The 23,001-nt window shown below is 70.1% G+C and carries 22 protein-coding genes and 3 tRNA genes; 10 read left to right on the forward strand and 15 right to left on the reverse strand.

Annotated features, from left to right (window positions below):
- Positions 1-104 precede the first annotated feature (104 nt).
- A complete protein-coding gene (locus ABZX10_RS21505) occupies positions 105-959 on the forward strand; it encodes an acyl-ACP thioesterase domain-containing protein (protein WP_355544902.1) in 855 nt (284 codons plus the stop codon).
- Between the two features lie 98 nt (positions 960-1,057).
- Positions 1,058-2,722, forward strand: a complete 1,665-nt coding sequence (locus tag ABZX10_RS21510) for an MFS transporter (RefSeq protein WP_355545049.1) — start codon at positions 1,058-1,060, stop codon at positions 2,720-2,722.
- A gap of 24 nt (positions 2,723-2,746) precedes the next feature.
- Here ABZX10_RS21510 and ABZX10_RS21515 read toward each other — a convergent pair whose 3' ends face one another.
- From ABZX10_RS21515 to ABZX10_RS21535, 5 genes are read right to left on the reverse strand one after another with little or no spacing between them, the layout of a single operon-like run.
- On the reverse strand, positions 2,747-3,514 hold the full coding sequence (locus ABZX10_RS21515) for a MerR family transcriptional regulator (protein WP_355544905.1): 768 nt from the start codon (positions 3,512-3,514) through the stop codon (positions 2,747-2,749).
- 10 nt (positions 3,515-3,524) lie between these two features.
- Positions 3,525-5,009 (reverse strand): NAD(P)/FAD-dependent oxidoreductase, encoded by a 1,485-nt coding sequence (locus ABZX10_RS21520; protein WP_355544908.1) that lies wholly within the window; start codon positions 5,007-5,009, stop codon positions 3,525-3,527.
- A 16-nt stretch (positions 5,010-5,025) separates the two neighbouring features.
- Entirely contained in the window at positions 5,026-5,949 is a 924-nt protein-coding gene (locus ABZX10_RS21525) for a ferritin-like domain-containing protein (protein ID WP_355544911.1), read from the reverse strand.
- A gap of 38 nt (positions 5,950-5,987) precedes the next feature.
- Positions 5,988-6,842 (reverse strand): SDR family NAD(P)-dependent oxidoreductase, encoded by an 855-nt coding sequence (locus ABZX10_RS21530; protein ID WP_355544914.1) that lies wholly within the window; start codon positions 6,840-6,842, stop codon positions 5,988-5,990.
- Positions 6,842-7,822, reverse strand: a complete 981-nt coding sequence (locus ABZX10_RS21535) for an alpha/beta hydrolase (protein ID WP_355544917.1) — start codon at positions 7,820-7,822, stop codon at positions 6,842-6,844. The genes ABZX10_RS21530 and ABZX10_RS21535 overlap by 1 nt, the downstream gene beginning before the upstream one ends.
- An 88-nt stretch (positions 7,823-7,910) precedes the next feature.
- On the opposite strand from ABZX10_RS21535, the gene ABZX10_RS21540 reads away from it, so the two are divergent.
- Positions 7,911-8,975 carry a ferredoxin--NADP reductase gene (locus tag ABZX10_RS21540; protein ID WP_355544920.1) on the forward strand — a complete coding sequence of 355 codons (1,065 nt, stop codon included), beginning with the start codon at positions 7,911-7,913 and terminating at the stop codon, positions 8,973-8,975.
- 24 nt (positions 8,976-8,999) lie between these two features.
- Here the strand turns inward: ABZX10_RS21540 and ABZX10_RS21545 are convergent, their stop codons facing one another.
- From ABZX10_RS21545 to ABZX10_RS21560, 4 genes are all read right to left on the reverse strand, one after another.
- Positions 9,000-9,986: an LppP/LprE family lipoprotein gene (locus ABZX10_RS21545; protein ID WP_355544923.1), complete on the reverse strand. Its 987-nt coding sequence runs from the start codon at positions 9,984-9,986 to the stop codon at positions 9,000-9,002.
- A 143-nt stretch (positions 9,987-10,129) separates the two neighbouring features.
- Positions 10,130-10,203 (reverse strand) — tRNA-Phe (locus ABZX10_RS21550).
- A 42-nt stretch (positions 10,204-10,245) separates the two neighbouring features.
- Positions 10,246-10,322: transfer RNA gene (locus tag ABZX10_RS21555), tRNA-Asp, on the reverse strand.
- 25 nt (positions 10,323-10,347) lie between these two features.
- A tRNA-Glu gene (locus ABZX10_RS21560) sits at positions 10,348-10,420 on the reverse strand.
- 340 nt (positions 10,421-10,760) lie between these two features.
- Here ABZX10_RS21560 and ABZX10_RS21565 point away from each other — a divergent pair.
- Positions 10,761-11,792: a methyltransferase domain-containing protein gene (locus ABZX10_RS21565; RefSeq protein ID WP_355545053.1), complete on the forward strand. Its 1,032-nt coding sequence runs from the start codon at positions 10,761-10,763 to the stop codon at positions 11,790-11,792.
- 49 nt (positions 11,793-11,841) lie between these two features.
- Here ABZX10_RS21565 and ABZX10_RS21570 read toward each other — a convergent pair whose 3' ends face one another.
- Together ABZX10_RS21570 and ABZX10_RS21575 are read right to left on the reverse strand one after the other, a co-directional pair.
- Positions 11,842-12,447, reverse strand: a complete 606-nt coding sequence (locus tag ABZX10_RS21570; protein ID WP_355544926.1) for a YdeI/OmpD-associated family protein — start codon at positions 12,445-12,447, stop codon at positions 11,842-11,844.
- Positions 12,448-12,807: 360 nt separating this feature from the next.
- Positions 12,808-13,224 carry a VOC family protein gene (locus ABZX10_RS21575; RefSeq protein WP_355544929.1) on the reverse strand — a complete coding sequence of 139 codons (417 nt, stop codon included), beginning with the start codon at positions 13,222-13,224 and terminating at the stop codon, positions 12,808-12,810.
- A 109-nt stretch (positions 13,225-13,333) separates the two neighbouring features.
- On the opposite strand from ABZX10_RS21575, the gene ABZX10_RS21580 reads away from it, so the two are divergent.
- Positions 13,334-14,557 carry a glycosyltransferase gene (locus ABZX10_RS21580; protein WP_355545056.1) on the forward strand — a complete coding sequence of 408 codons (1,224 nt, stop codon included), beginning with the start codon at positions 13,334-13,336 and terminating at the stop codon, positions 14,555-14,557.
- A gap of 43 nt (positions 14,558-14,600) precedes the next feature.
- Here ABZX10_RS21580 and ABZX10_RS21585 read toward each other — a convergent pair whose 3' ends face one another.
- The 4 genes from ABZX10_RS21585 to ABZX10_RS21600 are packed head-to-tail and all read right to left on the reverse strand — an operon-like array spanning position 14,601 to position 18,805.
- The gene (locus ABZX10_RS21585; RefSeq protein WP_355544932.1) at positions 14,601-15,677 is read right to left on the reverse strand and encodes an ATP-binding cassette domain-containing protein; all 1,077 of its coding nucleotides are present in this window, start codon (positions 15,675-15,677) and stop codon (positions 14,601-14,603) included.
- Positions 15,678-15,723: 46 nt separating this feature from the next.
- The gene (locus ABZX10_RS21590) at positions 15,724-17,034 is read right to left on the reverse strand and encodes an ABC transporter substrate-binding protein (protein WP_355544935.1); all 1,311 of its coding nucleotides are present in this window, start codon (positions 17,032-17,034) and stop codon (positions 15,724-15,726) included.
- 41 nt (positions 17,035-17,075) lie between these two features.
- The gene (locus ABZX10_RS21595; RefSeq protein ID WP_355545059.1) at positions 17,076-17,879 is read right to left on the reverse strand and encodes a carbohydrate ABC transporter permease; all 804 of its coding nucleotides are present in this window, start codon (positions 17,877-17,879) and stop codon (positions 17,076-17,078) included.
- A gap of 38 nt (positions 17,880-17,917) precedes the next feature.
- On the reverse strand, positions 17,918-18,805 hold the full coding sequence (locus ABZX10_RS21600) for a sugar ABC transporter permease (RefSeq protein ID WP_355545062.1): 888 nt from the start codon (positions 18,803-18,805) through the stop codon (positions 17,918-17,920).
- Between the two features lie 237 nt (positions 18,806-19,042).
- On the opposite strand from ABZX10_RS21600, the gene ABZX10_RS21605 reads away from it, so the two are divergent.
- The 5 genes from ABZX10_RS21605 to ABZX10_RS21625 are packed head-to-tail and all read left to right on the forward strand — an operon-like array spanning position 19,043 to position 22,959.
- Positions 19,043-19,324, forward strand: coding sequence for a hypothetical protein (locus ABZX10_RS21605; RefSeq protein ID WP_355544938.1), 282 nt, complete (start codon positions 19,043-19,045; stop codon positions 19,322-19,324).
- Complete coding sequence (locus ABZX10_RS21610; protein ID WP_355544941.1) at positions 19,321-20,292, forward strand: ABC transporter ATP-binding protein; 972 nt, start codon at positions 19,321-19,323, stop codon at positions 20,290-20,292. Before ABZX10_RS21605 ends, ABZX10_RS21610 begins: the two co-directional genes overlap by 4 nt.
- Positions 20,289-21,113 carry an ABC transporter permease gene (locus ABZX10_RS21615; RefSeq protein WP_355544944.1) on the forward strand — a complete coding sequence of 275 codons (825 nt, stop codon included), beginning with the start codon at positions 20,289-20,291 and terminating at the stop codon, positions 21,111-21,113. The genes ABZX10_RS21610 and ABZX10_RS21615 overlap by 4 nt, the downstream gene beginning before the upstream one ends.
- Positions 21,110-22,336: a histidine kinase gene (locus ABZX10_RS21620; protein ID WP_355544947.1), complete on the forward strand. Its 1,227-nt coding sequence runs from the start codon at positions 21,110-21,112 to the stop codon at positions 22,334-22,336. The genes ABZX10_RS21615 and ABZX10_RS21620 overlap by 4 nt, the downstream gene beginning before the upstream one ends.
- Positions 22,333-22,959 (forward strand): response regulator transcription factor, encoded by a 627-nt coding sequence (locus ABZX10_RS21625; protein ID WP_355544950.1) that lies wholly within the window; start codon positions 22,333-22,335, stop codon positions 22,957-22,959. Before ABZX10_RS21620 ends, ABZX10_RS21625 begins: the two co-directional genes overlap by 4 nt.
- Positions 22,960-23,001 lie beyond the last annotated feature (42 nt).

Raw genomic sequence — 23,001 nt, forward strand, 5'->3', positions numbered from 1 at the left:
GTCGGGTAGTGCTCACCGGACCGGCAACTCGATGACCAGTGTCCGCGCATCCGCCTCGCAGCGGAGTGCGGTTCAACCGATCAACACCCATTAGGGTCGGGCGCGTGAGAGAGCCAGCAGCGACCCCGTCGGACTACGAATTCCTGCAGGCCGCCCCGCCCGGACCGTCGTTCGAGCGGACGTGGCCGGTGCGCACGGGCGATGTGGACCCCGAGCGGCGGGTCCGGCTCGACGGGATCGCCCGCTACCTGCAGGACATGGCGAACGACGAGATGTTCCACCGCGGCTTCGACGCGACCGACCCGTACTGGCTGGTGCGCCGGTCGATCATCGACGTGCTCGAGCCGCTGCACTGGCCGTCGGACGTGACGCTGCTGCGCTGGTGCGAGTCGACCAGCTCGCGGTGGTGCAACATGCGGATCACGCTGCGCGGCAGCGCCGGCGGCCACGTGGAGACGGAGGCCTTCTGGATCCGGTTCAGCGCGGAGTCCGGCATGCCGACGCACATCTCCGACGGCGGCATGGAGTACCTGCAGCGGTACGTGTCCGAGACGCGCCTGCGCTGGAAGGCGCTGAACACCACGACGCCGCCGGCGCCCTCGCCCGCCGATCGCACCGTCCGGCTGCGGGCCACCGATTTCGATCCGTACCAGCACCTCAACAACGCCGCCTACCTGCAGCTGGTCGAGGACGACCTGAACGGCGACCCGCTGCTCGCGGCGCCGCACCGGGCGGTCATCGAGTACCTCGCGCCGATCCCCCTGGGGTCGAGCGTGCAGGTGCGGTCCGTGCGCGACGACGCGGGCTACCGGCAGTGGCTCCACCTCCTCGACGCCGACGGTGCGCCCGCCGCCAAGCCCGCCTCGGCGGTCTCGGTGATCGCGCTGCCGGGCGAGCCCTTCGACGCGCCCGCTCCCTGGCCGCCGGAGCAGGTCGAGCGCATCGAGTGGAAGAGCTGACCGCTTCGGGCCTACACTTAGGTTAGATAAGCTCTTCTAACCAAAGGATCTCGCCGGTGGCCTACAAGTGGATCGCCCTGTCCAACACGACGCTGGGCATGTTGATCGCCACGATCAACAGCTCGATCGTCCTCATCGCACTGCCGGACATCTTCAAGGGCATCCACCTCAACCCCCTGGAGCCGGGCAACACCAGCTACCTGCTGTGGATGATGATGGGCTTCCTCGTGGTGACGGCGGTGCTCGTGGTCGCGTTCGGCCGGCTCGGCGACATGTTCGGGCGCGCCCGGATGTACAACATGGGCTTCCTGATCTTCTCGATCTCGTCGATCTTCCTGGCGGTCACGTGGTTCGACGGGCACGCCGCGGCGCTGTGGCTCATCGGCTGGCGCGTCGTGCAGGGCATCGGCGGCGCGTTCCTCATGGCGAACAGCTCGGCGATCCTCACCGACGCGTTCCCGCCCGACCAGCGCGGCCTGGCGCTCGGCATCAACAGCGTCGCCGCGATCGCCGGCTCGTTCCTCGGCCTCATCATCGGCGGCGTCCTCGCGCCGATCAACTGGCACCTGATCTTCCTGGTGTCGGTGCCCTTCGGCGTGCTCGGCACCGTCTGGGCCTACCTCAAGCTCGAGGACCGCGGAACACGCGTGCCCGCGACCATGGACTGGTGGGGCAACCTCACCTTCGCGATCGGCCTCATCGCCGTGCTGGTCGGCATCACGTACGGCATCCAGCCGTACGGCGGCCACGCGATGGGCTGGACCTCGCCGTTCGTGCTGTCCTGCCTGCTGGGCGGGCTGGCGGTCCTGGCGGTGTTCTGCGTCATCGAGCTGCGCGTCGCGTCGCCGCTGTTCGACCTGCACCTGTTCCGGAACCGGGCGTTCGTGTGGGGCAATGTCGCGAACCTCTGCGGCTCGCTGGGGCGCGGCGGACTGCAGTTCATGCTCATCATCTGGCTGCAGGGCATCTGGCTGCCGCAGCACGGCTACGACTACACCCAGACCCCGCTCTGGGCCGGCATCTACATGGTGCCGATGACCGTCGGCTTCCTGCTCTCCGCGCCGGTCTCCGGGGCCCTGTCGGACCGGATCGGCGGCCGCGCGTTGAGCTCCGCGGGCCTGGTCATCACCGCACTCACCTTCCTCGCCCTGATCGCGCTCCCGGTCGACTTCGCCTACTGGGCGTTCGCCGTGATCCTGTTCGTCAACGGCGTCGGCATGGGCATGTTCGGCTCCCCCAACCGCGCGGTGGTGATGAACTCACTGCCCGCCACGTCCCGCGGCTCGGGCTCGGGCATGATGACGACCTTCCAGAACTCCGCGATGGTGCTCTCGATCGGCCTGTTCTTCTCGCTGATGATCGCCGGCCTGTCCGGCTCCCTCCCGGGCGCCATGTCGACGGGGCTGCAGGCGAACGGCGTTCCCGCCCAGTACGCCTCGGAGATCGCGGCGCTCCCGCCGGTCGCCGTGCTGTTCGCGGCGTTCCTCGGCTACAACCCCGTGCAGGAGCTCCTCGGCCCGCATCTGTCGCAACTGCACCTCACCGCGGAGCAGTCGCAGCACCTCACGGGCCTGCAGTTCTTCCCGCACCTCATCTCCGAGCCCTTCCGGTCGGGCCTGGAGCTCGCGTTCAGCTTCGCCGCCGTGGTGTGCCTCCTGGGCGCGATCGCCTCGCTGCTCACCGGGAAGGACGACGGTGGCCCCGTCGACATCGAGGTCCTCGAGGCCGAGGCCGACGAGGTGGAGACGGCCGCCCGGTACTGACCGCACCCCGGCGAGCACGAACCGTCAGGCGCCGCCGGGCTCCGCGGCGCGGCCCGCCTCGGCCCGGTTCTCCGACGCGACCCGGTGCACCTGCAACGCCTGATCGAGCGCGCCGTCGAGCGCCCGGTCGAGGGCGGCGTGGGCGTTCTCGGTACCCGCACGGCGCATGGCGCCGATGAGACCCACGGCCCACGCCATCTCCTCGTCCGAGGAGGGTAGCCACCCGGGACCGCGGACCCGGTCGACCTCGTCGTGCGCGGCGCCGATGAGGATCTCGGCCACCTCCGCCATCTTCGCGGTGAACCGCCGGTGCACATCGACGAGCACCGCCAGGTCCATGCCCTTGCCCACGAGCCGCGCGAGGTTGCCCACGATGTGCGCGTCGGCCGCCTCGTACCGCCCCGGCTCGTCCGTCTCGGAGAGCACGCCCGCGTCGAGCAGCGAGGCGACTGCGGCATCGTCGAGCGGCCCGAGTCGCGCCTGCAACTCCTCGCGGTCCAGGACGGGGCGGCGCGGGCTCGCCCACGGTTCGTCGATGATCTCGGCGAGGTCCAGCGCGTCGCCGATGCGGGCCCCGGGGTTGGTGAGGAAGGTCGCGATGTGTCCGAGCGTGAAGCCCTTGCTCAGCAACTTGTTGATCGCCAACAGGTTCCGCACGTGCTTCTCGGTGTAGATCGCGACGCGGCCGCGGCGCAGGGGTTTGGGCAGCAGCCCGCGCTCCTGGTAGCCCCGGATGTTGCGCGTCGTGGTCCCGGACACGCGGGCCAGATCGTCGATCCGGTATTCGGTCATGCCCGGCATGCTATCCGGCCGCCGCCGCGCTGCTCGCCTCCTCGTGCACGAGGATCCGGTAGTCCTGCAGGTCGACGGTGCGCAGCTGGCCCACGTACTGCGAGGCGAAGCCCGGGTACATGGTGGCGTTGAAACCGTCGTCGGTCAGGTACCAACTGCTGCACCCCGAGTTCCACGTGGTCGAGGTGAGCCGACGCTGGATGTCGCGGTTGTACTCCTCCTGGACGTCGGCGCGCACGTCGAGCGCCTTCCACCCGCCCCGCAGGAGCTGCCCGATCGCGTCGGTGATGTAGTCGATCTGCGCCTCCATGTAGACCAGCGCCGAACTGTGCCCGGGGCCCGAGTTGGGGCCGAAGGTGACGTACAGGTTCGGGTAGCCCGAGACGGCGACGCTGCGGTACGCGTACGCGCCACCACTCCACTCGTCGGCCAGGACGCGACCGTCGAGACCGGTGACGGGGATGGGCGATCCGGTCTTGGAGACGTCGAAGCCGGTGGCGAAGACGATGCAGTCGAAGCGGTGCTCCACGCCCTCGACGGTGCGGATCCCCTGCGGTGAGATCCGGGCGATCGGCCAGGTGACCAGCGTGCAGTTATCCCTCTGCAGGGCCGGGTAGTAGTCGCTGGTCATGAGGAGCCGCTTGCAGCCCGCGGCGAAGTCGGGGGTGAGCTGGCGGCGCAGCCAGGGATCGCGCACCTGCAGCCACAGGTGCAGCTTGCTGACGGCCTCGACGACCCGCGTGAGCGGGGTGTTCCAGACGACGCCGAGCGCGACCGATTCGTGGCCCCAGAACCAGAGTGCGCGGGCGAGCTGCTGCGCGCCGGGGATCCTCCGGTAGATCGACTTGGTGAATTCACCCGTCTCCGTGTTGATCCGAGGCAGCACCCAGCCGGGCGTGCGCTGGAAGACCTTCACGGACGCGGCCTGCTTCACCAGCTCGGGCACGATCTGCACGCCACTGGCACCCGTGCCGACGACGGCCACCTTCTTACCGGTGAAGTCGTAGTCGTGGTCCCAGCGGGCGCTGTGGATCTTGTGGCCCTCGTAGTCCTCGATGCCGCGGATCGCGGGGAAGGAGCAGTTCGCGAGGGGCCCGGAGGCGATGATCACGGCGCGCGCCCGCTCGGGTTCGCGGCCGGAGAACGAGATCGTCCACTCCCCCGCGGCGGCGTCGTAGACCACGCCGGTCACGGTGTGCTCGAACCGGATGCGCGGTGCGACGCCGGAGGATTCGACCATGCGGTCGATGTAGGTGAGGATCTCGGCACTGCCGGAATAGGTGTGGGACCAGTCGGGGTTCGGGGCGAAGCTGTAGGAGTAGAGGCGCGACGGGATGTCGCACGCCGCACCCGGGTAGGTGTTGTCGCGCCAGGTGCCGCCCACGCGGGTATCGCGCTCGAAGACGACGTAGTCGTCGATCCCCTTGTCCTGGAGTCGGATGGCGGCGCCGATGCCGGCGAAGCCGGCGCCGATGATGGCTACGGAGTGAGTCATGGCTGAGATGTCCTCGTCAGGCGGTGGGCTCGTAGGTCAGTTCCTGCGACCACGTGGGCGTGCGGTGCACCAGGGGGAAGGGGATCAGCGACGTGGCCTTGACCAGCGCGTCCGCAGGCACGTGGTAGAGCTTGTTGCCGCGGTCGACCACCCGGCTGCCGTGCCAGGCCACCATGCGGAACATCGGGAGCCGCTGGATGTACTCGCTGCGCTCGCCGGCGGCGCGGTAGCGCTTCATCGCCCCGTACAGCCGTTCCTCGTCGACGCCCATCTCGACGATGTTGTCGCGCATCTTGTTCAGCAGCGGGACGTAGCTGAGGAAGCCGATGAGCAGCGAGGGCTTGATCCAGCCGCCGACGAAGTCGATGGTCCGCTTGCGCAGGTCGGCGTGGCCCAGCATGTCCATGACCTCGAAATCGACGGCCAGGTGCCGGGACTCGTCGGCGTTGATGCGCTTGAACACCTCCTGCGCGATCGGGTCCTTCACCTCGTCGGTGATGAACTTGATCAGGGCGCCGTCGAGCGCGACCTCGAGCATGGGGATGACGGTGCCGAGGAAGGAGAGCGACATGCCGTCGGAGTACCGGTCGAGCCAGTTGATCACGAGCTGCACGTTGACGTTCGGCGACGGGATCTCGTCGTCCTCGAGCATCCCCCAGCGCCGCATGAGGGCGAGCTCGGCGTTGGCGTGCTTCTGCTCCTCGGCGTGGAAGTGCTCGTAGATGCTCTTGAGGGTCGGGGTCGGAGCCTTGCGCGCCATGGCCGCGAAGCCGCGGGCGCCCACGTTCTCGATCCACATCAGATCCGAGAGGAAGGGCTTGAGCTTCGCGTGCAGCTCCGGGTCGATGAGCTCGGCGCCCGGTGCGTCCCAGTCGATGTCGACGAGGGCCCACTGCCGGTCCTTGATCATCTGCAGCATGTTGTCCAGATCCATGGCCATGAGGTGTTCCTTTCGGGGTGGCGGAGAAGTGCGTCCGGTCAGGACGAGGGCAGGAGCCGGGTGAGCAGACCGAGACCCCGCACGTAGGGCGTCGGGAAGTGGCGCTTGAGGTGCCAGATGACGTTCGCGTCGAGCTGCGGCACCACGTAGAGCCGGCCGAGGTCGAGCGCATCGAGGGTCTGCGCGGCGACGCCGTCGGGCGAGATCCCGGTGAGCTTCATGAGGGTTCCGGCGAGGTTCTTGCTGCCGTCGGTGATCCGGCCGTCCCGGGCGACGTTGGTCTTGACGAAGGTGGGGCACAGCACCGTCACGTTGACGCCGGTCCCGGCGAGCTCGGCGGCGAGCGTCTCGGACAGCGACATCACGCCGGCCTTCGAGACGTTGTACGGCCCCATCGACGGCGCGGCCGCGAAGCCGGCGGCGGAGGCGACGTTGATGATGCCGCCGCGTCCGGCCTCGCGGAGCATCGGCGCGAACAGCTCACAGCCGTGCACCACGCCCCAGAGGTTGATACCGAGAGCCCAATTCCAGTCGTCGATACCGATGTCGCCCACGGAGCGGCCGCCGATGCCTACTCCCGCGTTGTTGATCACCAGGGTGGGCGGACCGTCGAAGACGGTGCGCGCGAACGCCGCCAAGGTCTCGACGGCGGCCCGGTCGGCAACGTCGACGGTGGCGGCGTGCGCGGTCCCACCCCCGGCCTCGATGAGTGCGACGGTGTCCTTCGCGCGGACGGGGTCGATGTCGGCACAGACGATCTCGCCGCCACGACGGGCGAGTTCCAGCGCGAAGGAGCGGCCGATGCCGCTGCCGGCGCCGGTGACGACGGCCTTGGCGCCGGACGTGATCGGGTCGCGGACGAGGTGGCGCAGCAGTCGGTCGATACCGAACATCAGGAGGCCTCCGAATCAGTATGAGCCGCAACGGTGTCGAGCGCGGCGAGGAAGTCGCGCACCCGCAGGAGCGCGGCGTCGGCCTCCGGGGCGAGCCGGGGCAACGCCTGGAAGACGTGCATGAGACCCGGCCAGATCTCGAGCGTGCTGACGCCGCCGTGCGCGCGCAGCTGTTCATCGAGGTGACGGGCGTCGGCGGACAGCATCTCGGCACCGCCGGCCTGGATCAGGAAGGGCGGGAGCCGATCCGCGTGCCGGAAGTCCAGTCGCAGCCGCGGGTGCGCCGGATCTGTTCCGGCGGTGTAGAGGTCGACGAGGCGCGTGGCCGCGGCTGCGGAAATGGCGGGGTCGCGCCGGACGCGCTCCTGCTGGGCGGCGAGCGTGAAGGTGAGGTCGATGAGCGGCGAGAAGAGGACGGCGGCGGCCGGCTGCGCCTGTTCGGTGTCGGCGCGGTGCAGCAACAGGTCGCCGATCAGGTGTCCGCCGGCGGAGTCGCCCGCGATGATCAGGTCGTCGGCCGCGTATCCCTGGGTGAGCAGCCAGTCGAAGCCGGCCGCGACATCACCTGCGGCGGCCGGGAAGCGATGCTCGGGCGCGAGGCGGTAGTCCACGACGAACACCGGCAGCCCGGTGACCGCGGACAGCCGCGCGGCGAGGCTCCGGTGCGTGCGCGCCGAGCAGATCGCGTAGGCGCTGCCGTGCACGTAGTAGACCGCGCGCCGGCCGTAGGTGACGCCCGGCCCGAGCACCCACTCCCCGGGTACCGGGGTCCGAACGGCGGTCACCGTCGTACCGCCGGGGGTGGACCCGAGCGCGCCCATGATCGACGCGACGAGGCCCCTCGCGATCCGGATGCCGATCGCGTTCATAGGGATCAGGCCACTGGTGACGCCGAGTCCGTAGCGGGTGAGGAACGCCGCGGCGTCGGATCGCAGGGTCGAGGCCGACGGGACCGGCGGCGCCGGAGTCGTTGTTCGCATGGCATACACACCACCAGCAATCGCGCCAGTTGTCAATGGCACAATTAGCGATGTAGCGTCCGGGAACCCGACGAAGGAGCAGAACACCGTGGAATCGCCGGCGACCGCACAGTCGCATCCGCTCGAGATCATCGACGTGATCGAAGAGACCCCCGACGCGGTCTCCCTCGTCTTCGCGCATCCCGCCGAGGGACGCCTCGATCACACCCCCGGGCAGTTCCTCACCCTGCGCGTCCCGGGCACGCCGGAGGACGGCACACGGTGGGCGCCGCGTTGCTACTCGCTCTCGAGCCCCCCCGGACTCGACGATCACCTCAAGGTCACCGTCAAACGGACCGCGGGGGGCTATGCCTCGAACTGGCTGTGCGACAACGCGAAACAGGGGATGATCGTCGAATCCCTGGCACCCGGTGGGCGTTTCACCGTGCGCGACGACCCCGACCTCCTCGTCCTCGCCGCCGCCGGAAGCGGGATCACCCCCGTGATGTCGATCCTCCGGGACACGCTGACCGCGTCCACGATGCCCGTGACACTCGTCTACGCCAACCGTGATCGGTCGTCGATCATCTTCGCCTCCGCGCTCGCAGAACTGCAGGAGACGCACGGCGATCGGTTGACGGTCGCCCACTGGCTGGAGTCCGAACGAGGACTCCCCACCGCGGCCGGGCTCGCGCCGCTGCTGCCGGCGCCGACGGCCGCGACGTCCGCCTACCTGTGCGGACCCGCGGGTTTCATGGACGCCGCCACCGAGGCCGCCGCCCTCGCCGGAATCGACGGTGCGCGCATCCATCGGGAGGCCTTCGCGTCGCTGGCCGGAGATCCCTTCGCGGTCGGCACCGGGGCGGCCGCCGCGCCGACCGGCGGGGCATCGTCGGACGGTGCCGCGACGGTGGTCGTCGATCTCAACGGTGCGACCACCACCGTCGCCTGGCCGCGCGAGCAGGTCCTGCTCGACACCCTGCTCGACCGGGGACTGGACGCGCCCTACGTCTGCCGCGAGGGCAACTGCGGCGGCTGCGTCTTCACGCTGCGCCGCGGCGAGGTGCACATGCTGGTCAACGACACCCTCGACGACCACGAGCTGCGCAACGGCGTCCGCCTCGCCTGCCAATCACTCCCCCGCGCGGACGAGCTGGAAGTCGAGTTCGACTGACCGAGGATTCGGGACCGGCCCCGGTCAGCAGCCGAGCCGGGCCGCCGTGGCCGCCGGCACCCCCTTGTCGGTGCACGAGATGCCGCCGCCGAACGCCACGCCGCTCCAGCCGCCGCCCGTGTAGTGGAACAGCAGCCGGGCGTTCTGCGGGTACGCCTCGCGGGCAGGGATACGAGCGGTCGCCCACTCGTCGACGCACACGATCGCGTCGACGGTGAAGGGCTTCACGATCTGTGCACCCCAGTTCATCTCGGCGTTCGTGCGCAGGGTCTCGGGCGTCGCTTCGGAACAGTGCGAGACCGGCGCGGGCGGCGCCGTCGGAGCAGCGGAGGTGGACGTGGTGGTCGTCGTGGCGCCACCGTCGAAGACCTGGGACGGGACCGCCTTGTCGGGCGTCACCGTGCGCCCGGACAGCGTGTACGTGACGATCACGGGTCCGCCCGACGGTCCGGCCGTGGCGTCGCCCGGGTTGAGCCAGCGGTACTGGAGCGCCACCGACGTGTCGGTGCTGCCGAAGAATCCGGTGAAGCTGGTGTACCTGTCCGTCGCGGTGCCGAGGTAGCCCTTCCGGTCGAAGAACAGGTCCCACTCGGGCGAGCTGCCCGTGCCGCCCTCGAGGTCCGCGTGCACCCACAGCAGAGCGGGGCACGAGCCGAGCTTCGCATCCGTGCCACGGGTCGCCCGGTAGCCGATGCCGCGGAAACGCGGTAGGCCGGCCACGGCCTGGGCGACCGCGGGCGACGACAGGTCCACGCATGCTCCCCCGCCCGCCGTCACCGGCGCGGCCGAGCCGCTGCCCGCGCCGCCACCACCACCGGATCCGCCGCCGGCCGGGTCCGCTGCCCCAGCGCCTCCGGTTCCGGTCGCGGCGACGGTGCCGCCCAGCCCGGCGGACGCGGAGTCCGTCAGGGGCGACGGTGCCTCGCCCGAGTTCGCGGGCCGGCCTCCGCCGCACGCGGTGAGGACCGTCGCCGCGACGACGACCGCCACGATTCCTGCCGATCTGATCATGTCCACCCCTGAACCACTCTCGCGCGCCGGACGGCGCCCTCCTGTAGTTCGGTTCGGCAATGAGATCGCCGACGTTACGCCCGGGCGGCGGCGCACCCGGTCCGGACACAAGAAAACCCCCTGCGAACAGGGGGTTTTGCTTGTGGCCAGAGCCGGGATCGAACCGGCGACCTACCGCTTTTCAGGCGGTCGCTCGTACCAACTGAGCTACCTGGCCGTGCCGGTAAAACCGTCACCGCCGAGTTCTTCCGAACTCGGATGGCGACCCTGACGGGACTCGAACCCGCGACCTCCGCCGTGACAGGGCGGCGCGCTAACCAACTGCGCCACAGGGCCATATGCAATTTTGCGTCTTGCGACGTACCCCCTACGGGATTCGAACCCGCGCTACCGCCTTGAAAGGGCGGCGTCCTAGGCCACTAAACGAAGGGGGCTCGCTTCGGGCGACTTGAAGCCGCTCTCCGCACCGCTTCCGTGTTCCGTTGGGAGCTGGGATAGCTTATGGCACATCCCACCCAGTTCCCAAATCGCCAGGTCAGAGCATCGATACCGCCGATCACGCCGGCAGATCCAGGCCCGCGGCCGGCCGGCATTCCGCCGCGTCCGCCGATCGCCGCGTCGGTTCGGTTCGCGGTCGCGCGGTACGGCGGAGGAAGAACCGGAAGACCACACGTCCGCCCGGGCGGAGCCGCTAGCGTCGGCGGAATGGGTGACGAGACGACGACCACCGGCCCCGCCTTCGACAAGGACGCGGCCAGAGCGTTCCAGAAGCGCATGGTCGGGGTGCTCGACGATGCCGCGCTCGCCCTCCTCCTCGCGATCGGGGACGAGCTCGGCCTGCTCGATGTCCTCGGCACCGTCGGCCCGGCCGACACCGCGACGCTGGCCGCGGCGGCCGGGGTGGACGAGCGGTACCTGCGCGAGTGGCTCGACGGCGTCGTCGCCGGCGCGGTCGCCGAGTACGACCCCGACACGGGGCGCTACAGCCTGCCCCGCGAGCGTGCGGCCTGCCTCACGGCTGCCGACGGCCCCGTCAACCTGGCGCGCACCATGAAGATGATCACGATGCTCGCGGGCGTGGAACCCGCTCTGCGCGAACCCTTCCGGCACGGCGGCGGGCTCGACTACGGGCACTACCCGCAGTTCCACGCCATGATGGCCGCCCAGTCCGCGACCACGCACGATGCGGGCCTGCTCACCGTCGTGGTCCCGACGGTGCCGGGCCTGCACGAGTCGCTCACGCGCGGCGCGGCGCTCGCGGACATCGGGTGCGGGTCCGGGCACGCCGTCAACCTGCTGGCCGCCGCCTACCCGGCGAGCCGCTTCGTCGGCTACGACATCAGCCCGGAGGCCATCGACGCCGCCCGCGCGGAGGCCGCGACCCGAGGCCTGACGAACGCCACCTTCGAGGTCCGGGACGTCTCGGCGCTCGGCGAGAGCGACGCCTTCGAGGTGGTCACCGCGTTCGATGCGATCCACGACCAGGCCTTCCCGGACCGCGTCCTGGCGGGCATCGCCGCAGCGCTGCGACCGGGCGGAACGCTGCTCATGGTCGACATCAAGGCGCAGTCCGGCGTGGAGAACAACCTGACGCTGCCGTGGGCGACGTACCTGTACACGATCAGCCTCCTGCACTGCATGACGGTGTCCCTGGCCACGCCGGGCGGCGCCGGACTCGGCACGGTGTGGGGCCGGCAGACCGCCGTCCGCATGCTGCAGGAGGCCGGCCTGGCCGAGGTGGACGTCCAGGAGATCCGCTCGGACCCGTTCAACTACTTCTACGTCGCCCGCAAGCCGATCGGTTGAGCCCTGCACCTCACCGAAGCAGGCCGCAGCGCTGACGGGGAAACGTACTTCAGGAATTCGGGTCCTGGTGCGGTACAGGTGCGCCGGAGCCGGTTCCGGCGTCCAGGGCCCGAATTCGTGAGGTGGCGACCGCCCGCGCGATGAGCTCCGCGCGGCGACGCGGTGTCCGGGCCTTCAGTACGGCCAGGATCACCGCGTAGCGGTCGGACCGGCTCATCGCCTCGAACGCGGTCGCGGCCTGCGGATCCCGGACCAGCGCCGCCGCGAGGTCGGGCGGGGTCTCGGCGGTGCGCTGGGACTCGTACGCGGCCGCCCAGCGTCCGTCGGCCAGAGCCGCGTCCCGCTGCGTGAAACCCGCGGGCCGCACGCGGCCGGCCGCCTCCAGCGCCTCGAACTTCTCCACGTTGATCCGCGACCAGGAGCTGGTCCGGCGCCGCGGCGAGTACCGCTGCAGGAACGAATCGGCGTCGTTCGACCTGCGCTGCCCGTCGATCCAGCCGAAGCACAGGGCACCGTCGAGCGCGTCCTCGATCGTCAGACCGGGCAGCTTCGAGTTCCGCCTCGCGATCCGGAGCCACGCCTCCGGCGCCTGGGCGTGATGCGCCTCGAGCCACGACTCCCAGTCGTCGCCGGTCGTGAATTCGAGCACGTCCATGTTCGATCCCTCGGTGGGCCCCGTGGGACTCGAACCCACAACCTACGGATTAACCTGCCACTTCGTCTTTCGACGCCGCCCGGAGGCGTTCGTGGTCTGGACTGTCCCTTCACCGTGGCGCTGACGCGCTGTAGGTGCCACCCGTCCAGTCTCTACACCTTCCGAGGTTTCCCTCGGCTTGGCTCGGGATCGCCATGCCGGTCTCCCGGCGAAGGGTTCCCCGAATTTGAGTGGTGTCATCCCGGCCGTTTCCGACCGAGCGCTCCTATTTCGAAGTCCGCTGCTCTGCCAATTGAGCTAGAGGCCCTAGCGCCGGTCAGTCTAGCGACCGACCGGCGAAGCCACATCCACCGGGCCGGATCAGGACGCCGCGGCGTTGACCATCCAGTGCACGCCGAAGCCGTCGACGCACATGCCGAAGGTGTCACCCCAGGGCGCCTTGACGAAGGGGACGGTCACGGAGCCGCTCGCGGAGAGCTTCTCCCACCAGCCGGTGAGCTTCGCAAGATCGTCCCCGGACAGGGAGACGGAGACGTCGTCACCGACGTTCCGCGGCATCCCGGTCGGCGTGTCCGCGCACATGAGGGAGAAGCCGTCGGGAGTGGACAGGTAGCCGTGCATCACCTTGGTGGCGTCGGAGGGATCGTGGAGCATCTCGGGCGGCATGCCCTCGAAGGTGGAGATCTCGAGCTCGCCACCGAAGACGTCCCGGTAGAACTCGAGCGCCTCGCGGGCGTTGTCGGAGAAACTGATGTAGGGGTTCAGGCGTACGGTCATGCCTTCGATTCTGCTCCCGACGGCTGACGAGTTCAGACAGTTCGTCCAGCCGATTCCGCCCGTTCACCCCCGAGACCGCCCCCGCGGGCAGCCTGGCGGCATGCAGCCGATGCACATCGTCCAGCTGGCGAACTTCTACGGGCCCCGGTCGGGCGGACTGCGCACCGCCGTCGACCAGCTCGGCGCGGGCTACGTCGCCCGCGGGCACGCCGTCACCCTCGTCGTCGCCGGCCGCGAGCACGCGGACGAAGTGCTCGACTCCGGCGTCCGGCGGATCACCGTTCCCGGCCGGAAGTTCTTCAAGGTGGAGGGCTACCGCGCCGCGAGCCCGGTCCTGATCCGCCGGCTGCTCCCCCGGCTCGGGGCCGACAGCCTCGAGGTCTCGGACCGGCTCACCCTGCGCGGGATGGGCCCGTGGGCCAAGGCGCACGGCATCGGCTCGATCATGATCAGCCACGAGCGCCTGGACCGGATGATCGAGCTGGGGGCACCGTCGTCCGTCGCGACCTGGGCGTCCGACATCGCGAACCTGGGCACGGCCCGCAGCTACGACACCGTCGTCTGCACGACGGCCTTCGCCGGCGAGGAGTTCGCGCGCGTGCAGGCGCCCAACGTCGAGACCGTCCCGCTCGGCGTGGACCTGGCGACCTTCCGCCCCTCGCGCGCCACGCCGTCGGCGCGCGCCACGTGGTCCGACGGTGCCGACGTCCTCCTCGCGCAGTCGTGCCGGTTGTCCATGGAGAAGCACCCGGGACGGGGAATCGAGGTCCTGCGCGCTCTCCTCGCCGACGGTGTCCGGGCCCGCCTCGTGATCGCCGGCGACGGCACCATGGCGGACGAACTCCGCAGGCAGGCACGGGGACTGTCGGTCGCCTTCACCGGGCACCTCGCCGATCGCGACACGCTGGCGGACCTCCTGGCGTGCGCGGACGTCGCGATCTGCCCCGGCCCGCACGAGACCTTCGGCCTCAGCGCGATGGAGGCGCTCGCGTCGGGAACGCCGATCGTGGTGTCCCGCAACAGCGCACTGGCCGAGGTGGCGCGCGGCGACTGCGGCCTGCCGGCGGCCGACACCGGTCCCGCCTTCGCCGCCGCCGTCCGCACCGTGCTCGCGCGGGGCGACTACGCAGAGACCGCGCGGGCCTGCGCGGAGCAGTACACGTGGGACCGGGCGGTCGAGACGATGCTCAGCCTGCACCTCTCGACCGCGGACCGTCGGCGGTTCCTGCGCGAGCGGCCGGCGGCGCGCACCGTCCCGCTGCCCCGGCGGGCGGGAAGCCATCCGCACCCTGAGTGCGCGAGCGCACCCGGCATGCCGGGTGCGCTCGGGTGAATCGGGTGCGGGAAGCCATCCGCACCCGTTCCGCCCGCCGTGGTCAGCGGAGGCGGTCCCCCGACTCCGCGTGGAAGAACAGCGCCTGCTCCGCGTCGGGGAGCAGCCCCGCCTCCTCGCCCGCGCGCAGCGTCGTCGAGCGGTCGACCCGGGCCACCACCGGCTTGTCCTGCCCGTCCACGTTCACGTTCACGTAGACGAGCGCCTCGGCGCCGAGCTCCTCCACCAGGGCGACGGTGCCCTCGGCCGCCCCGGGCGTGCCGGGCGCGACCACCTCGAGTCCCTCGGGCCGCAGCCCGACGGTCACCGTCGAACCGGATTCGACGGTGCGCGGAACCGGCACCACGGCGCCCGCGAGGTCAGCTCCGGCGTCGGAGCGGGGCACCGTCAGGAGATTCATGCCCGGCGAGCCGAGGAAGCCCGCCACGAAGGTGTTGACCGGGTCGTCGTAGAGCTCACGCGGGGGTGCGACCTGCTGCAGCAGACCGTCCTTGAGCACCGCGACGCGGTCGCCCATGGTCATGGCCTCCACCTGATCGTGCGTCACGTACAGCGTGGTGACGCCGAGCCGTCGCTGCAGCGCGGAGATCTGTGATCGAGTCGAGACGCGCAGGCGCGCATCGAGGTTCGACAGCGGCTCGTCCATGGCGAACACCTTGGGATGCCGGACGATGGCGCGCCCCATGGCCACGCGCTGACGCTGCCCGCCGGAGAGCCGCGCGGGCTTCCGGTCGAGCAGCGGCTCCAGCTCGAGCATGGCCGCGGCCTCCGCCACGCGCTTGGCCGTGTCCTCTTTGGACACACCGGCGTTGCGCAGCGCGAAGCCCATGTTCCCCGCCACCGTCATGTTCGGGTACAGGGCGTAGTTCTGGAACACCATGGCCACGTCGCGCTTCTTCGGCGACACCGCCGTCACATCGACGTCGTCGATCAGGATGTGGCCGTCCGTGACGGCCTCCAGGCCCGCGAGGGCCCGCAAGCTGGTGGACTTGCCGCAGCCCGACGGGCCGACGAGCACGACGAACTCGCCGTCGGCGATGTCCAGGTCGAGCGAGCTGACCGACGGCCGCTCGGCGCCCGGATACTGGACGGTCGCACCGTCGAAACGCACCGTTGCCATGGTGTTCCTGTTGCTCCTAGTTCCTACGAAACCGACTGCGCCGGATCTACTTCGGCAGCTTCGGCTTGATCTGCGAGTCGATCTTGCCCTGGATGGTCTTCTGCAACGCACCCAAGACGGCCGCGGCGTCGCCGCCGGTCGCGATCTGCTGCAGGGCCTTGCCGATGTCCTCGCCGCCACCCGGCACGAAGACGCGCGCGTTGTCCTGAACGCGGGTCAGCGGGAGCTGCTTGACCGCGGTGCCGAAGTTCGGGTTCTTCTCGATGAACTCCTTCAGCGAGGGCTCGTCGACCGCGGCCTTGCGGACCGGCATGTAGCCGGTCGCCTGCGTGAACTTCGCCGTGTTGGCCGTATTGGTGAGGAACTCGATGAACTTCATCGCAGCGGCCTTGCGCTGGGCCGAGATCCCCTCCGTGATGGCGACGCCGGCGCCGCCGGTGGGGCAGGACTTGCCGGCGGGTCCCGGCAGGAAGGCCGTGCCGACCTCGAACTTGGCGGCCGAGGCGATGGTCTTGAGCGAGCCCGTCGACTGCATCGTTGCGGCGGCGAGGCCGGCGCCGAAGTCGTTCTCGGGCGTGGTGACCAGGCGGCCCCACTTGCCGATGACCTCCTTGAGCTGGTTCGCCGCGGCGATCGACTCGGGGGTGGTGAACTTCAGGTCCCAGCCGTTGGAGTAGGCGCCGCCCTTCGACCAGTTCCAGCCCTCGAAGACCCAGTCGATGTAGTTCTCCGAGTCGGCGAGCACGATGGCCTTCTTGTCGCCGCCGATGGCCTCCTGGATGCGCGGGGCCCACTGCACGAACTCGTCCCAGTCCTTCGGGCCGCGGTCCTCGAGGCCGGCCTTCTTCCACACGTCCTTGTTGTAGTAGAACAGCGGCGTCGAGCGGGAGTAGGGCACGGCGTAGTGCTTGCCGTCGAACTTCGTATCGGCCAGCAGCGAGTCGACGTACTCCTCGGGCTTGAGGCCGGCGCCGGCGAACAGGTCGTCCAGCGGCGCGATCTGCTTGTTGAGCGCGAAGTTGAACCAGGTCACGTCGGAGACCACGACCACATCGGGCTTGGTGCCGCCGGTGAGCGAGGTCTGGAACTTCTGCGCGACCTGCTCGTAGTTCTTGCCGCCATCGAGCATCTCCACCTTGATGCCGGGGTTCGCCTTCTGGAAGGCGTCGATCAACTCCTGCTCGGTGGCCTTCGAACTGCCGGGGTGGTTGGTGAGGAAGCGCAGCGTGATGTCGCCGCCGCTGTCGCCGGAGTCCGACGAGCCGCCGCCGGAACCGGATCCCGCGCACGCCGCGGCGACGGCAGCGGTGGCGGCGAGTCCGGTCGCGAGGAAACCGCGCCTGGTGAAGTCGACCATGAGTTTCTCCCTTGGTGTTTCGTATTCGGTGGTGGTCCCGGTCAGCCCTTGACGGCACCGGACGTGAGGCCCTTGATCATCTGTCGTTGCAGGATCAGGAAGACGACGAGCATGGGCAGAGCGGTGAGCAGCGTGGCGGCCATGACCGGCCCCCAGTTGACGCCCTGCTCGGTGTTCTGCAGCAGGGTCAGGCCGACGGGCAGCGGCGCCACGGCGGCGTTGTCCGACATGAGGAACGGCCAGAGGTACTCGTTCCACTCGTTCACCAGCGTGATCACCGCGAAGGCGACCATCGTGGGGATCGAGATCGGCAGGATCACCCGGAACAGCAGCCGGAGGTGGCCGGCACCGTCCATGCGCGCGGCCTCCACGATCTCCTTGGGCAGGGAGAGGAAGTGGTTGCGCATGAGGAAGGTGCCGAAGGCCACGCCCGCGAGCGGCAGGATGATGCCCACGAAGGTGTTCCGGTAGTCCGCCATGAGCGCGTAGTTCGAGATCACGGTGATCTGGTTGGGCACCATCAGCGCCGCGATCACCACGAGGAACAGGAGTTTCTTGAAGGGGAAGCGCAGGAACACCAGCGCGTACGCCGTGCTCACGCCCAGCACGAACTTGATCGTTCCCGTGACCAGCGTGATGATCGCCGAGTTCCGCAGGTACTGCCAATACGGGATCTCCTGCGTGACATAGCTGTAGTTCTTCGGATACCACGTCGGCGGCCACCAGGTGGCGGGCGAGACGAAGATGTCGCCGCGGTCCTTGAACGAGGTGATGACGATGAAGTACACCGGCACCGCCACCAGCAGCAGCGTCGCCAGCATGCCGAGGTAGCCGACGACCTTCATCCTCGGATCGCCCGTGGGACCCGACTTCAGCACGCTGCTCACGCGTCGTCCCCCCGGTCCATCATTCGCACCTGCACCACGGTCACGATCAGCAGTACGAGGAACATGATCGTGGCGATGGTCGCGCCGTAGCCGGCGCGCTGGTTGCGGAAGGTCTGCCAGTAGATGTCGAACACCATGGTCGTCGTGCCGTTCTGCGGGCCACCCGCCGGGAACATGATGTTGATGATGTCGAACACCTGGAGGCTGTTGAGCAGCACCGTGATCGACAGGAAGTAGGTGGCGGGCCGCAGCTGCGGCAGCGTGACCCGCCAGAACTTTCGCCAGGCCGGCGTCCCGTCGATCGCCGCGGCCTCGTCGAGGTCCTTGTTGAGCCCCTGCAGCGCGGCGAGGTAGATGACGAACGTGTAGCCCAGGTTCTTCCAGATGTAGGTGAAGGTCACCAGGAACAGTGCCCAGCCGGGACTCTGGTAGAAGTCCGGGCTCTCGATCCCGAACCAGCCGAGGATCGATGCCACCGCGCCGAACTGCGGGTTGAACACGAAGTAGAACGCCGCGCCGATCGCGGCGCCCGAGATCACGAACGGCGCGAACACCGCGGACCGGACCAGGTTGCGACCCTTGAGATTCTGATCCAGCAACATCGCCAGCGCGAGGCCCAGCACCATCGAGAACACCACCGCACTCACCGTGAAGATCAGCGTGACGGTGACGACCTGCCAGCTCTCCGCGGTGGTGAAGAACTCGCGGTAGTTGTCCAGCCCGATCCACTTCGCGGGCGCCGTGCCGGCGAGCGACCACTCGTGGAAGCTCAGCCGCACGTTGTCGATCAGCGGGCGATAGGTGAAGACGGCCAGCAGCACCAGGTTGGGCACCACGAACAACAGGAACAGCAGGTTGTCCTTGGGTACCAGGTCGGCGGCCAGCCCCTTCTTGGGTGATGGCTCCACCCGTTCCGTCGTGGCGGTCACTGCCGTAGCGTGCTGCACTTCCCCGTCCGGCGGACGAAAACCGAGAAAAGATTCGGTAACGAATTCATGATCGCACGGGGCCGGTCGACATCGGCGGCATGACAGATGTCATCGGGAACCGGTGACAACCAGCGGGAATCCCCTGACTGCGCGCACTACTGCCGACGCCCGAACCGGGCGAGGGTTGATCACATGAACGCCAACGACCTCCACACCGCCCATCGTCCGCACCAACCGTCCCGGGCACCGTCGACAGGGGCGCTCCACAACCTCCTCGTCGACTCCTGCCGGCTCGGCCCAGCCCCCACCCGCGCCCGCGAGGGCGCGGTGGTCATCGCCACCGTCGTCCTCATCGCCCTCATCGTGATCCTGCTGCAGCCCCCGCTGCTGCTCGCCGCGATCGTCACCGGCGTCGTCGCCCTGCACCTGGCCGTGCGCTGGGTCCTCGGCACCCGGAAGTGGGACCGCTCGTGACCGCGCCCGAGGCGAGCACAGCCACCGTCGACCCCGTCATCACGGCCACGGGCCTGCGCCGGACCTACGGCTCCGGCGCGGACGCCTTCGAGGCGGTCCGCGGAATCGACCTCGACATCCGCGCGGGCGAGGTCTTCGCCCTGCTCGGGACCAACGGCGCCGGCAAGACCTCCACCCTGGACCTGCTCGAGGGCCTCGCGGAGCCGAGCGGCGGCGAGCTCGCCGTCTTCGGCCTGGACCCCCGCAAGGATCGGCGCGGCGTGCGACCGCTCACCGGCATCATGCTCCAGTCCGGCGGCCTGCCCGCCGAGCTCACCGTCCGCGAGACGCTGGAGATGTGGCGCGGCACCTGCAGCAACCCGACCACCGCCGACGCCGTCCTCGAGCGCGTCCGCCTCACCGACCGCGCGGACGTGCGGGTGCGCGCGCTGTCCGGCGGCGAGCAGCGGCGCGTCGACCTCGCGTGCGCCCTCATCGGACAGCCGCGCCTGCTGTTCCTCGACGAGCCGACCACCGGACTCGACCCCGAGAGCCGCCGCGCCACCTGGCAGCTCCTCGCCGAGCTCAAGCGCGACGGCGTCACGATGGTCCTGACCACCCACTACCTCGACGAGGCCGAAGCACTCGCCGACCGGATCGCGATCATGCACCACGGCACCGTCGCCCGGCGCGGCACGCTGCGCGAGATCGTCGAGGGCCACCCCGCGGAGATCGTCCTGGACGATCCCGCCGTGCCCCTGCCCGCCCTCTCGGCCGCCTGGGACCAGACGCCCGACGGTGCCCGCATCACCCTGCGCACCCATCACCTCCAGCGCGACCTCCATATCCTCCTCGACTGGGCCGCGGACCGCGGCCTCACGCTGTCCGGGCTGCAGGCCCGTCACCCCTCCCTCGAGTCCGTGTTCCTCGCCATCGCGAGCGAGGACGACGCGACCGCCGACCCCGAGCCGATCGGAGCACGAGCATGACCACGGCCGCCGCCCAGACCCGCCCCGGAGTCGGCTACGGCCGGCACCCGCTGCGCGCCCTCGCGCACGCCGAGTACCTGCAGTTCCGCCGTAACAAGACGCTGCTGTTCATGGGAACCGTGTTCCCCGTCGGGACGCCCTTGCTGCTGTTCTTCGTCGCCCGCGGCGACCAGGCGCCCAAGCCGCTCGGCGTGGCGACCACGATCGAGTTCTTCGCGGTGTTCGCGCTGCTCTTCGTGCAGTACTACTCGGTGCTGTCGATGGTCACCACGCGCCGCTCCGAGGGCGTGCTCAAGCGGCTGCGCACCGGCGAGTCCTCGGACCTGCAGATCCTCACCGCCCCCGGCATCCCGGGCATCGGCCTCACGCTGATCGGCGCGGTGATCGTGTGCGCCGCCGTCTACGGCGCCGGCGGGCCGCTCCCGGTGAACGCGCCGCTCATGGTGTTCGCGCTCGCCGCCGGCCTGGTGATCTTCACCCTGCTGGCGCTGGCGACCAGCGCGGTGACCAAGAACGCCGAGGCGGCCCAGATCACCTCGATGCCGGTGATGATCGTGGCGATGGCCGGCATGGCGAACATCCGGCAGATCCTCCCGGAACGCCTCGCCCTGGTCGCCGACTGGACGCCCTTCGCCGCCGTCTCGGACCTCATCCGGCTCGGGCAGGCGGGCATCGCGCCCGGCATGCCCGACGACGCCGCGCCGCTCGGCTTCGCCGCCACCTTCGGCGAGACCGGCCGCCCACTTGCGACACTGGCGCTATGGACGGTGATCGCTCTCCTCATGGCCACGAAGTGGTTCCGCTGGGACGACCGGGAATGATCACCACCACCCCACCCGGTGCGCAGGCGGATCCGCCGGCCCGGTCGCGGCTGTTGCCCGCGCCGGTCCGGCGGATCGCCACGTGGTGGCGGTCGATGTCCGGCCCGGACAAGTACCGGCTCTACACCCGCCTCGTGCTGCAGAGCGCGCTGGTCTTCGTGGTGGTCATGCTGATCGTCAGCGGCACGCGGACCTGGCCGACGGTCGGCGTCGTCGCCGCCGGGCTCGGGGCGATCGCCGGGATCGAGGCGCAGCCCGACCTCGCGCTCCGCGCCACGGACCGCCAACGCCGACTGGCCTGGCGGTTCGCCGTCGTCGCGATCGGCACGGTCTGGGTGCTCGCGGTGGTCGCCGCCCGCCTCGGCGACGGCGACGCCGTCCGCGGCGCGGCGCTCACCGGGTCGATGACCTTCCTCATGGCCTGCGCGGGGGTGATCCCTTTCATGCCCCGCTACCGGTGGCCGACCCTGATCGCCGGCGGGCTCGCGACCGCGGTCGCGCTCGGCGGCATCGGTGAGCTGCGGGTCGGCGCGATCCTCATCGTCGCGGGCGCCGCGCTCATGTGGACCTCGCGGAGCACGGCATGGGGGATGCAGGTGCTCACCGAGCTCGAGGAGGGCAAGCGGGCAACAGCGGAACTCGAGGTCGCCGAGGAGCGGCTGCGGTTCTCCCGCGACCTGCACGACGTGGTCGGGCGGGCCTTCTCCGCGATCGCGGTCAAGAGCGAACTGGCCGCAACGCTCGCGCGCGCCGGGGCCACGGACCGCGCGGTCGCCGAGATGGACGAGGTGAAGGAGCTGGCCGTCTCGTCGATGGAGGACACCCGCTCCCTGGTCCGCGGCTACCGCGGGATCGACCTCGGCACCGAGGTCGCGGGCGCGCGCTCGTTGCTGTCCGCCGCCGGCTGCGGGCTCCGGGTCATCGGCACCCCCGACGACGTCCCCGCCGACCTCCACGAGGCCGCCGCGTGGGTGGTCCGCGAGGGCGTCACCAACATCGTCAAGCACTCCGCGGCGGGCCAGGCCGTGCTCACGCTGAGCCCGTCGGGCCTGGTCCTGCGCAACGACGGTGCGCTGCCGCCGGCCGGGGATGCGGGCAGGGGCGAGGGCGCACCGTCGGGACTGGACGGCCTGCGGGGAAGGCTCCGGGCCGTGGGCGCGGACGTCGACGGTGCCCGCGAGGGCGAGGAGTTCGTCCTGACCGCGACCTGGGAGGAAGCATGACGATCGAGGTAGTGCTCGCCGACGACGAGCACCTGATCCGGACCGCGGTGGCCGCGCTGCTCGACCTGGAGCCCGACATCACCGTCGCGGCCGAGGCGGCATCGGGCACCGAACTGATCGCGCTGTGGGAGCGGCGCGTCGCGGCGGGACTGCCGCCCGCCGTTGCGGTGATCGATCTGCAGATGCCCGGTCCCGACGGCATCGACACCGCCGCCGAACTGCTGCGCAGCACCCCGGGCGCCGCGACCCTCATCGTCACCAGCCACGGCCGGCCCGGCTACCTCAAGCGCGCCCTCGCCACGGGCGTGCGCGGCTTCCTCCCCAAGACCGCACCGGCGGCGACGCTCGCGCAGGTCATCCGTACCGTCCACGCCGGCGGGCGGTACGTCGACCCCGAGCTGGCGGCCGACGCGATCAGCGCCGGCGACTCGCCGCTCACGGCCCGGGAGGCCGACGTCCTGGAGTTCGCCGTCGACGGTGCGTCCGTCGACGAGATCGCGCGGCGTGCGCATCTGAGCCCGGGAACGACCCGCAACTACCTCTCCTCGGCGATGGCGAAGTTGGGGGTCGCGAACCGGTACGAGGCGGCCGTGCGCGCCCGCGAACTGGGCTGGATACTGTGACCGCCGTCTCGGTACCGCCCCGTTCGGGCGTTATGTGCGCCA

The organism is Tsukamurella sp. NPDC003166, assembly GCF_040611135.1.
Classification (GTDB): Bacteria; Actinomycetota; Actinomycetes; order Mycobacteriales; family Mycobacteriaceae; genus Tsukamurella.

Bases quoted from the DNA above. Each gene is read 5' to 3' on its own strand.
- ABZX10_RS21605 (WP_355544938.1), top strand. From the start codon at position 19,043: ATGAACGCCAACGACCTCCACACCGCCCATCGTCCGCACCAACCGTCC.
- ABZX10_RS21510 (WP_355545049.1), top strand. From the start codon at position 1,058: ATGTTGATCGCCACGATCAACAGCTCGATCGTCCTCATCGCACTGCCG.
- ABZX10_RS21580 (WP_355545056.1), top strand. From the start codon at position 13,334: ATGCACATCGTCCAGCTGGCGAACTTCTACGGGCCCCGGTCGGGCGGA.
- ABZX10_RS21570 (WP_355544926.1), bottom strand. From the start codon at position 12,447: ATGGACGTGCTCGAATTCACGACCGGCGACGACTGGGAGTCGTGGCTC.
- ABZX10_RS21535 (WP_355544917.1), bottom strand. From the start codon at position 7,822: ATGCGAACAACGACTCCGGCGCCGCCGGTCCCGTCGGCCTCGACCCTG.
- ABZX10_RS21515 (WP_355544905.1), bottom strand. From the start codon at position 3,514: ATGACCGAATACCGGATCGACGATCTGGCCCGCGTGTCCGGGACCACG.
- ABZX10_RS21590 (WP_355544935.1), bottom strand. From the start codon at position 17,034: ATGGTCGACTTCACCAGGCGCGGTTTCCTCGCGACCGGACTCGCCGCC.
- ABZX10_RS21545 (WP_355544923.1), bottom strand. From the start codon at position 9,986: ATGATCAGATCGGCAGGAATCGTGGCGGTCGTCGTCGCGGCGACGGTC.
- ABZX10_RS21620 (WP_355544947.1), top strand. From the start codon at position 21,110: ATGATCACCACCACCCCACCCGGTGCGCAGGCGGATCCGCCGGCCCGG.
- ABZX10_RS21520 (WP_355544908.1), bottom strand. From the start codon at position 5,009: ATGACTCACTCCGTAGCCATCATCGGCGCCGGCTTCGCCGGCATCGGC.
- ABZX10_RS21585 (WP_355544932.1), bottom strand. From the start codon at position 15,677: ATGGCAACGGTGCGTTTCGACGGTGCGACCGTCCAGTATCCGGGCGCC.
- ABZX10_RS21575 (WP_355544929.1), bottom strand. From the start codon at position 13,224: ATGACCGTACGCCTGAACCCCTACATCAGTTTCTCCGACAACGCCCGC.
- ABZX10_RS21530 (WP_355544914.1), bottom strand. From the start codon at position 6,842: ATGTTCGGTATCGACCGACTGCTGCGCCACCTCGTCCGCGACCCGATC.
- ABZX10_RS21525 (WP_355544911.1), bottom strand. From the start codon at position 5,949: ATGGCCATGGATCTGGACAACATGCTGCAGATGATCAAGGACCGGCAG.
- ABZX10_RS21595 (WP_355545059.1), bottom strand. From the start codon at position 17,879: ATGAAGGTCGTCGGCTACCTCGGCATGCTGGCGACGCTGCTGCTGGTG.
- ABZX10_RS21615 (WP_355544944.1), top strand. From the start codon at position 20,289: ATGACCACGGCCGCCGCCCAGACCCGCCCCGGAGTCGGCTACGGCCGG.
- ABZX10_RS21625 (WP_355544950.1), top strand. From the start codon at position 22,333: ATGACGATCGAGGTAGTGCTCGCCGACGACGAGCACCTGATCCGGACC.
- ABZX10_RS21565 (WP_355545053.1), top strand. From the start codon at position 10,761: ATGGTCGGGGTGCTCGACGATGCCGCGCTCGCCCTCCTCCTCGCGATC.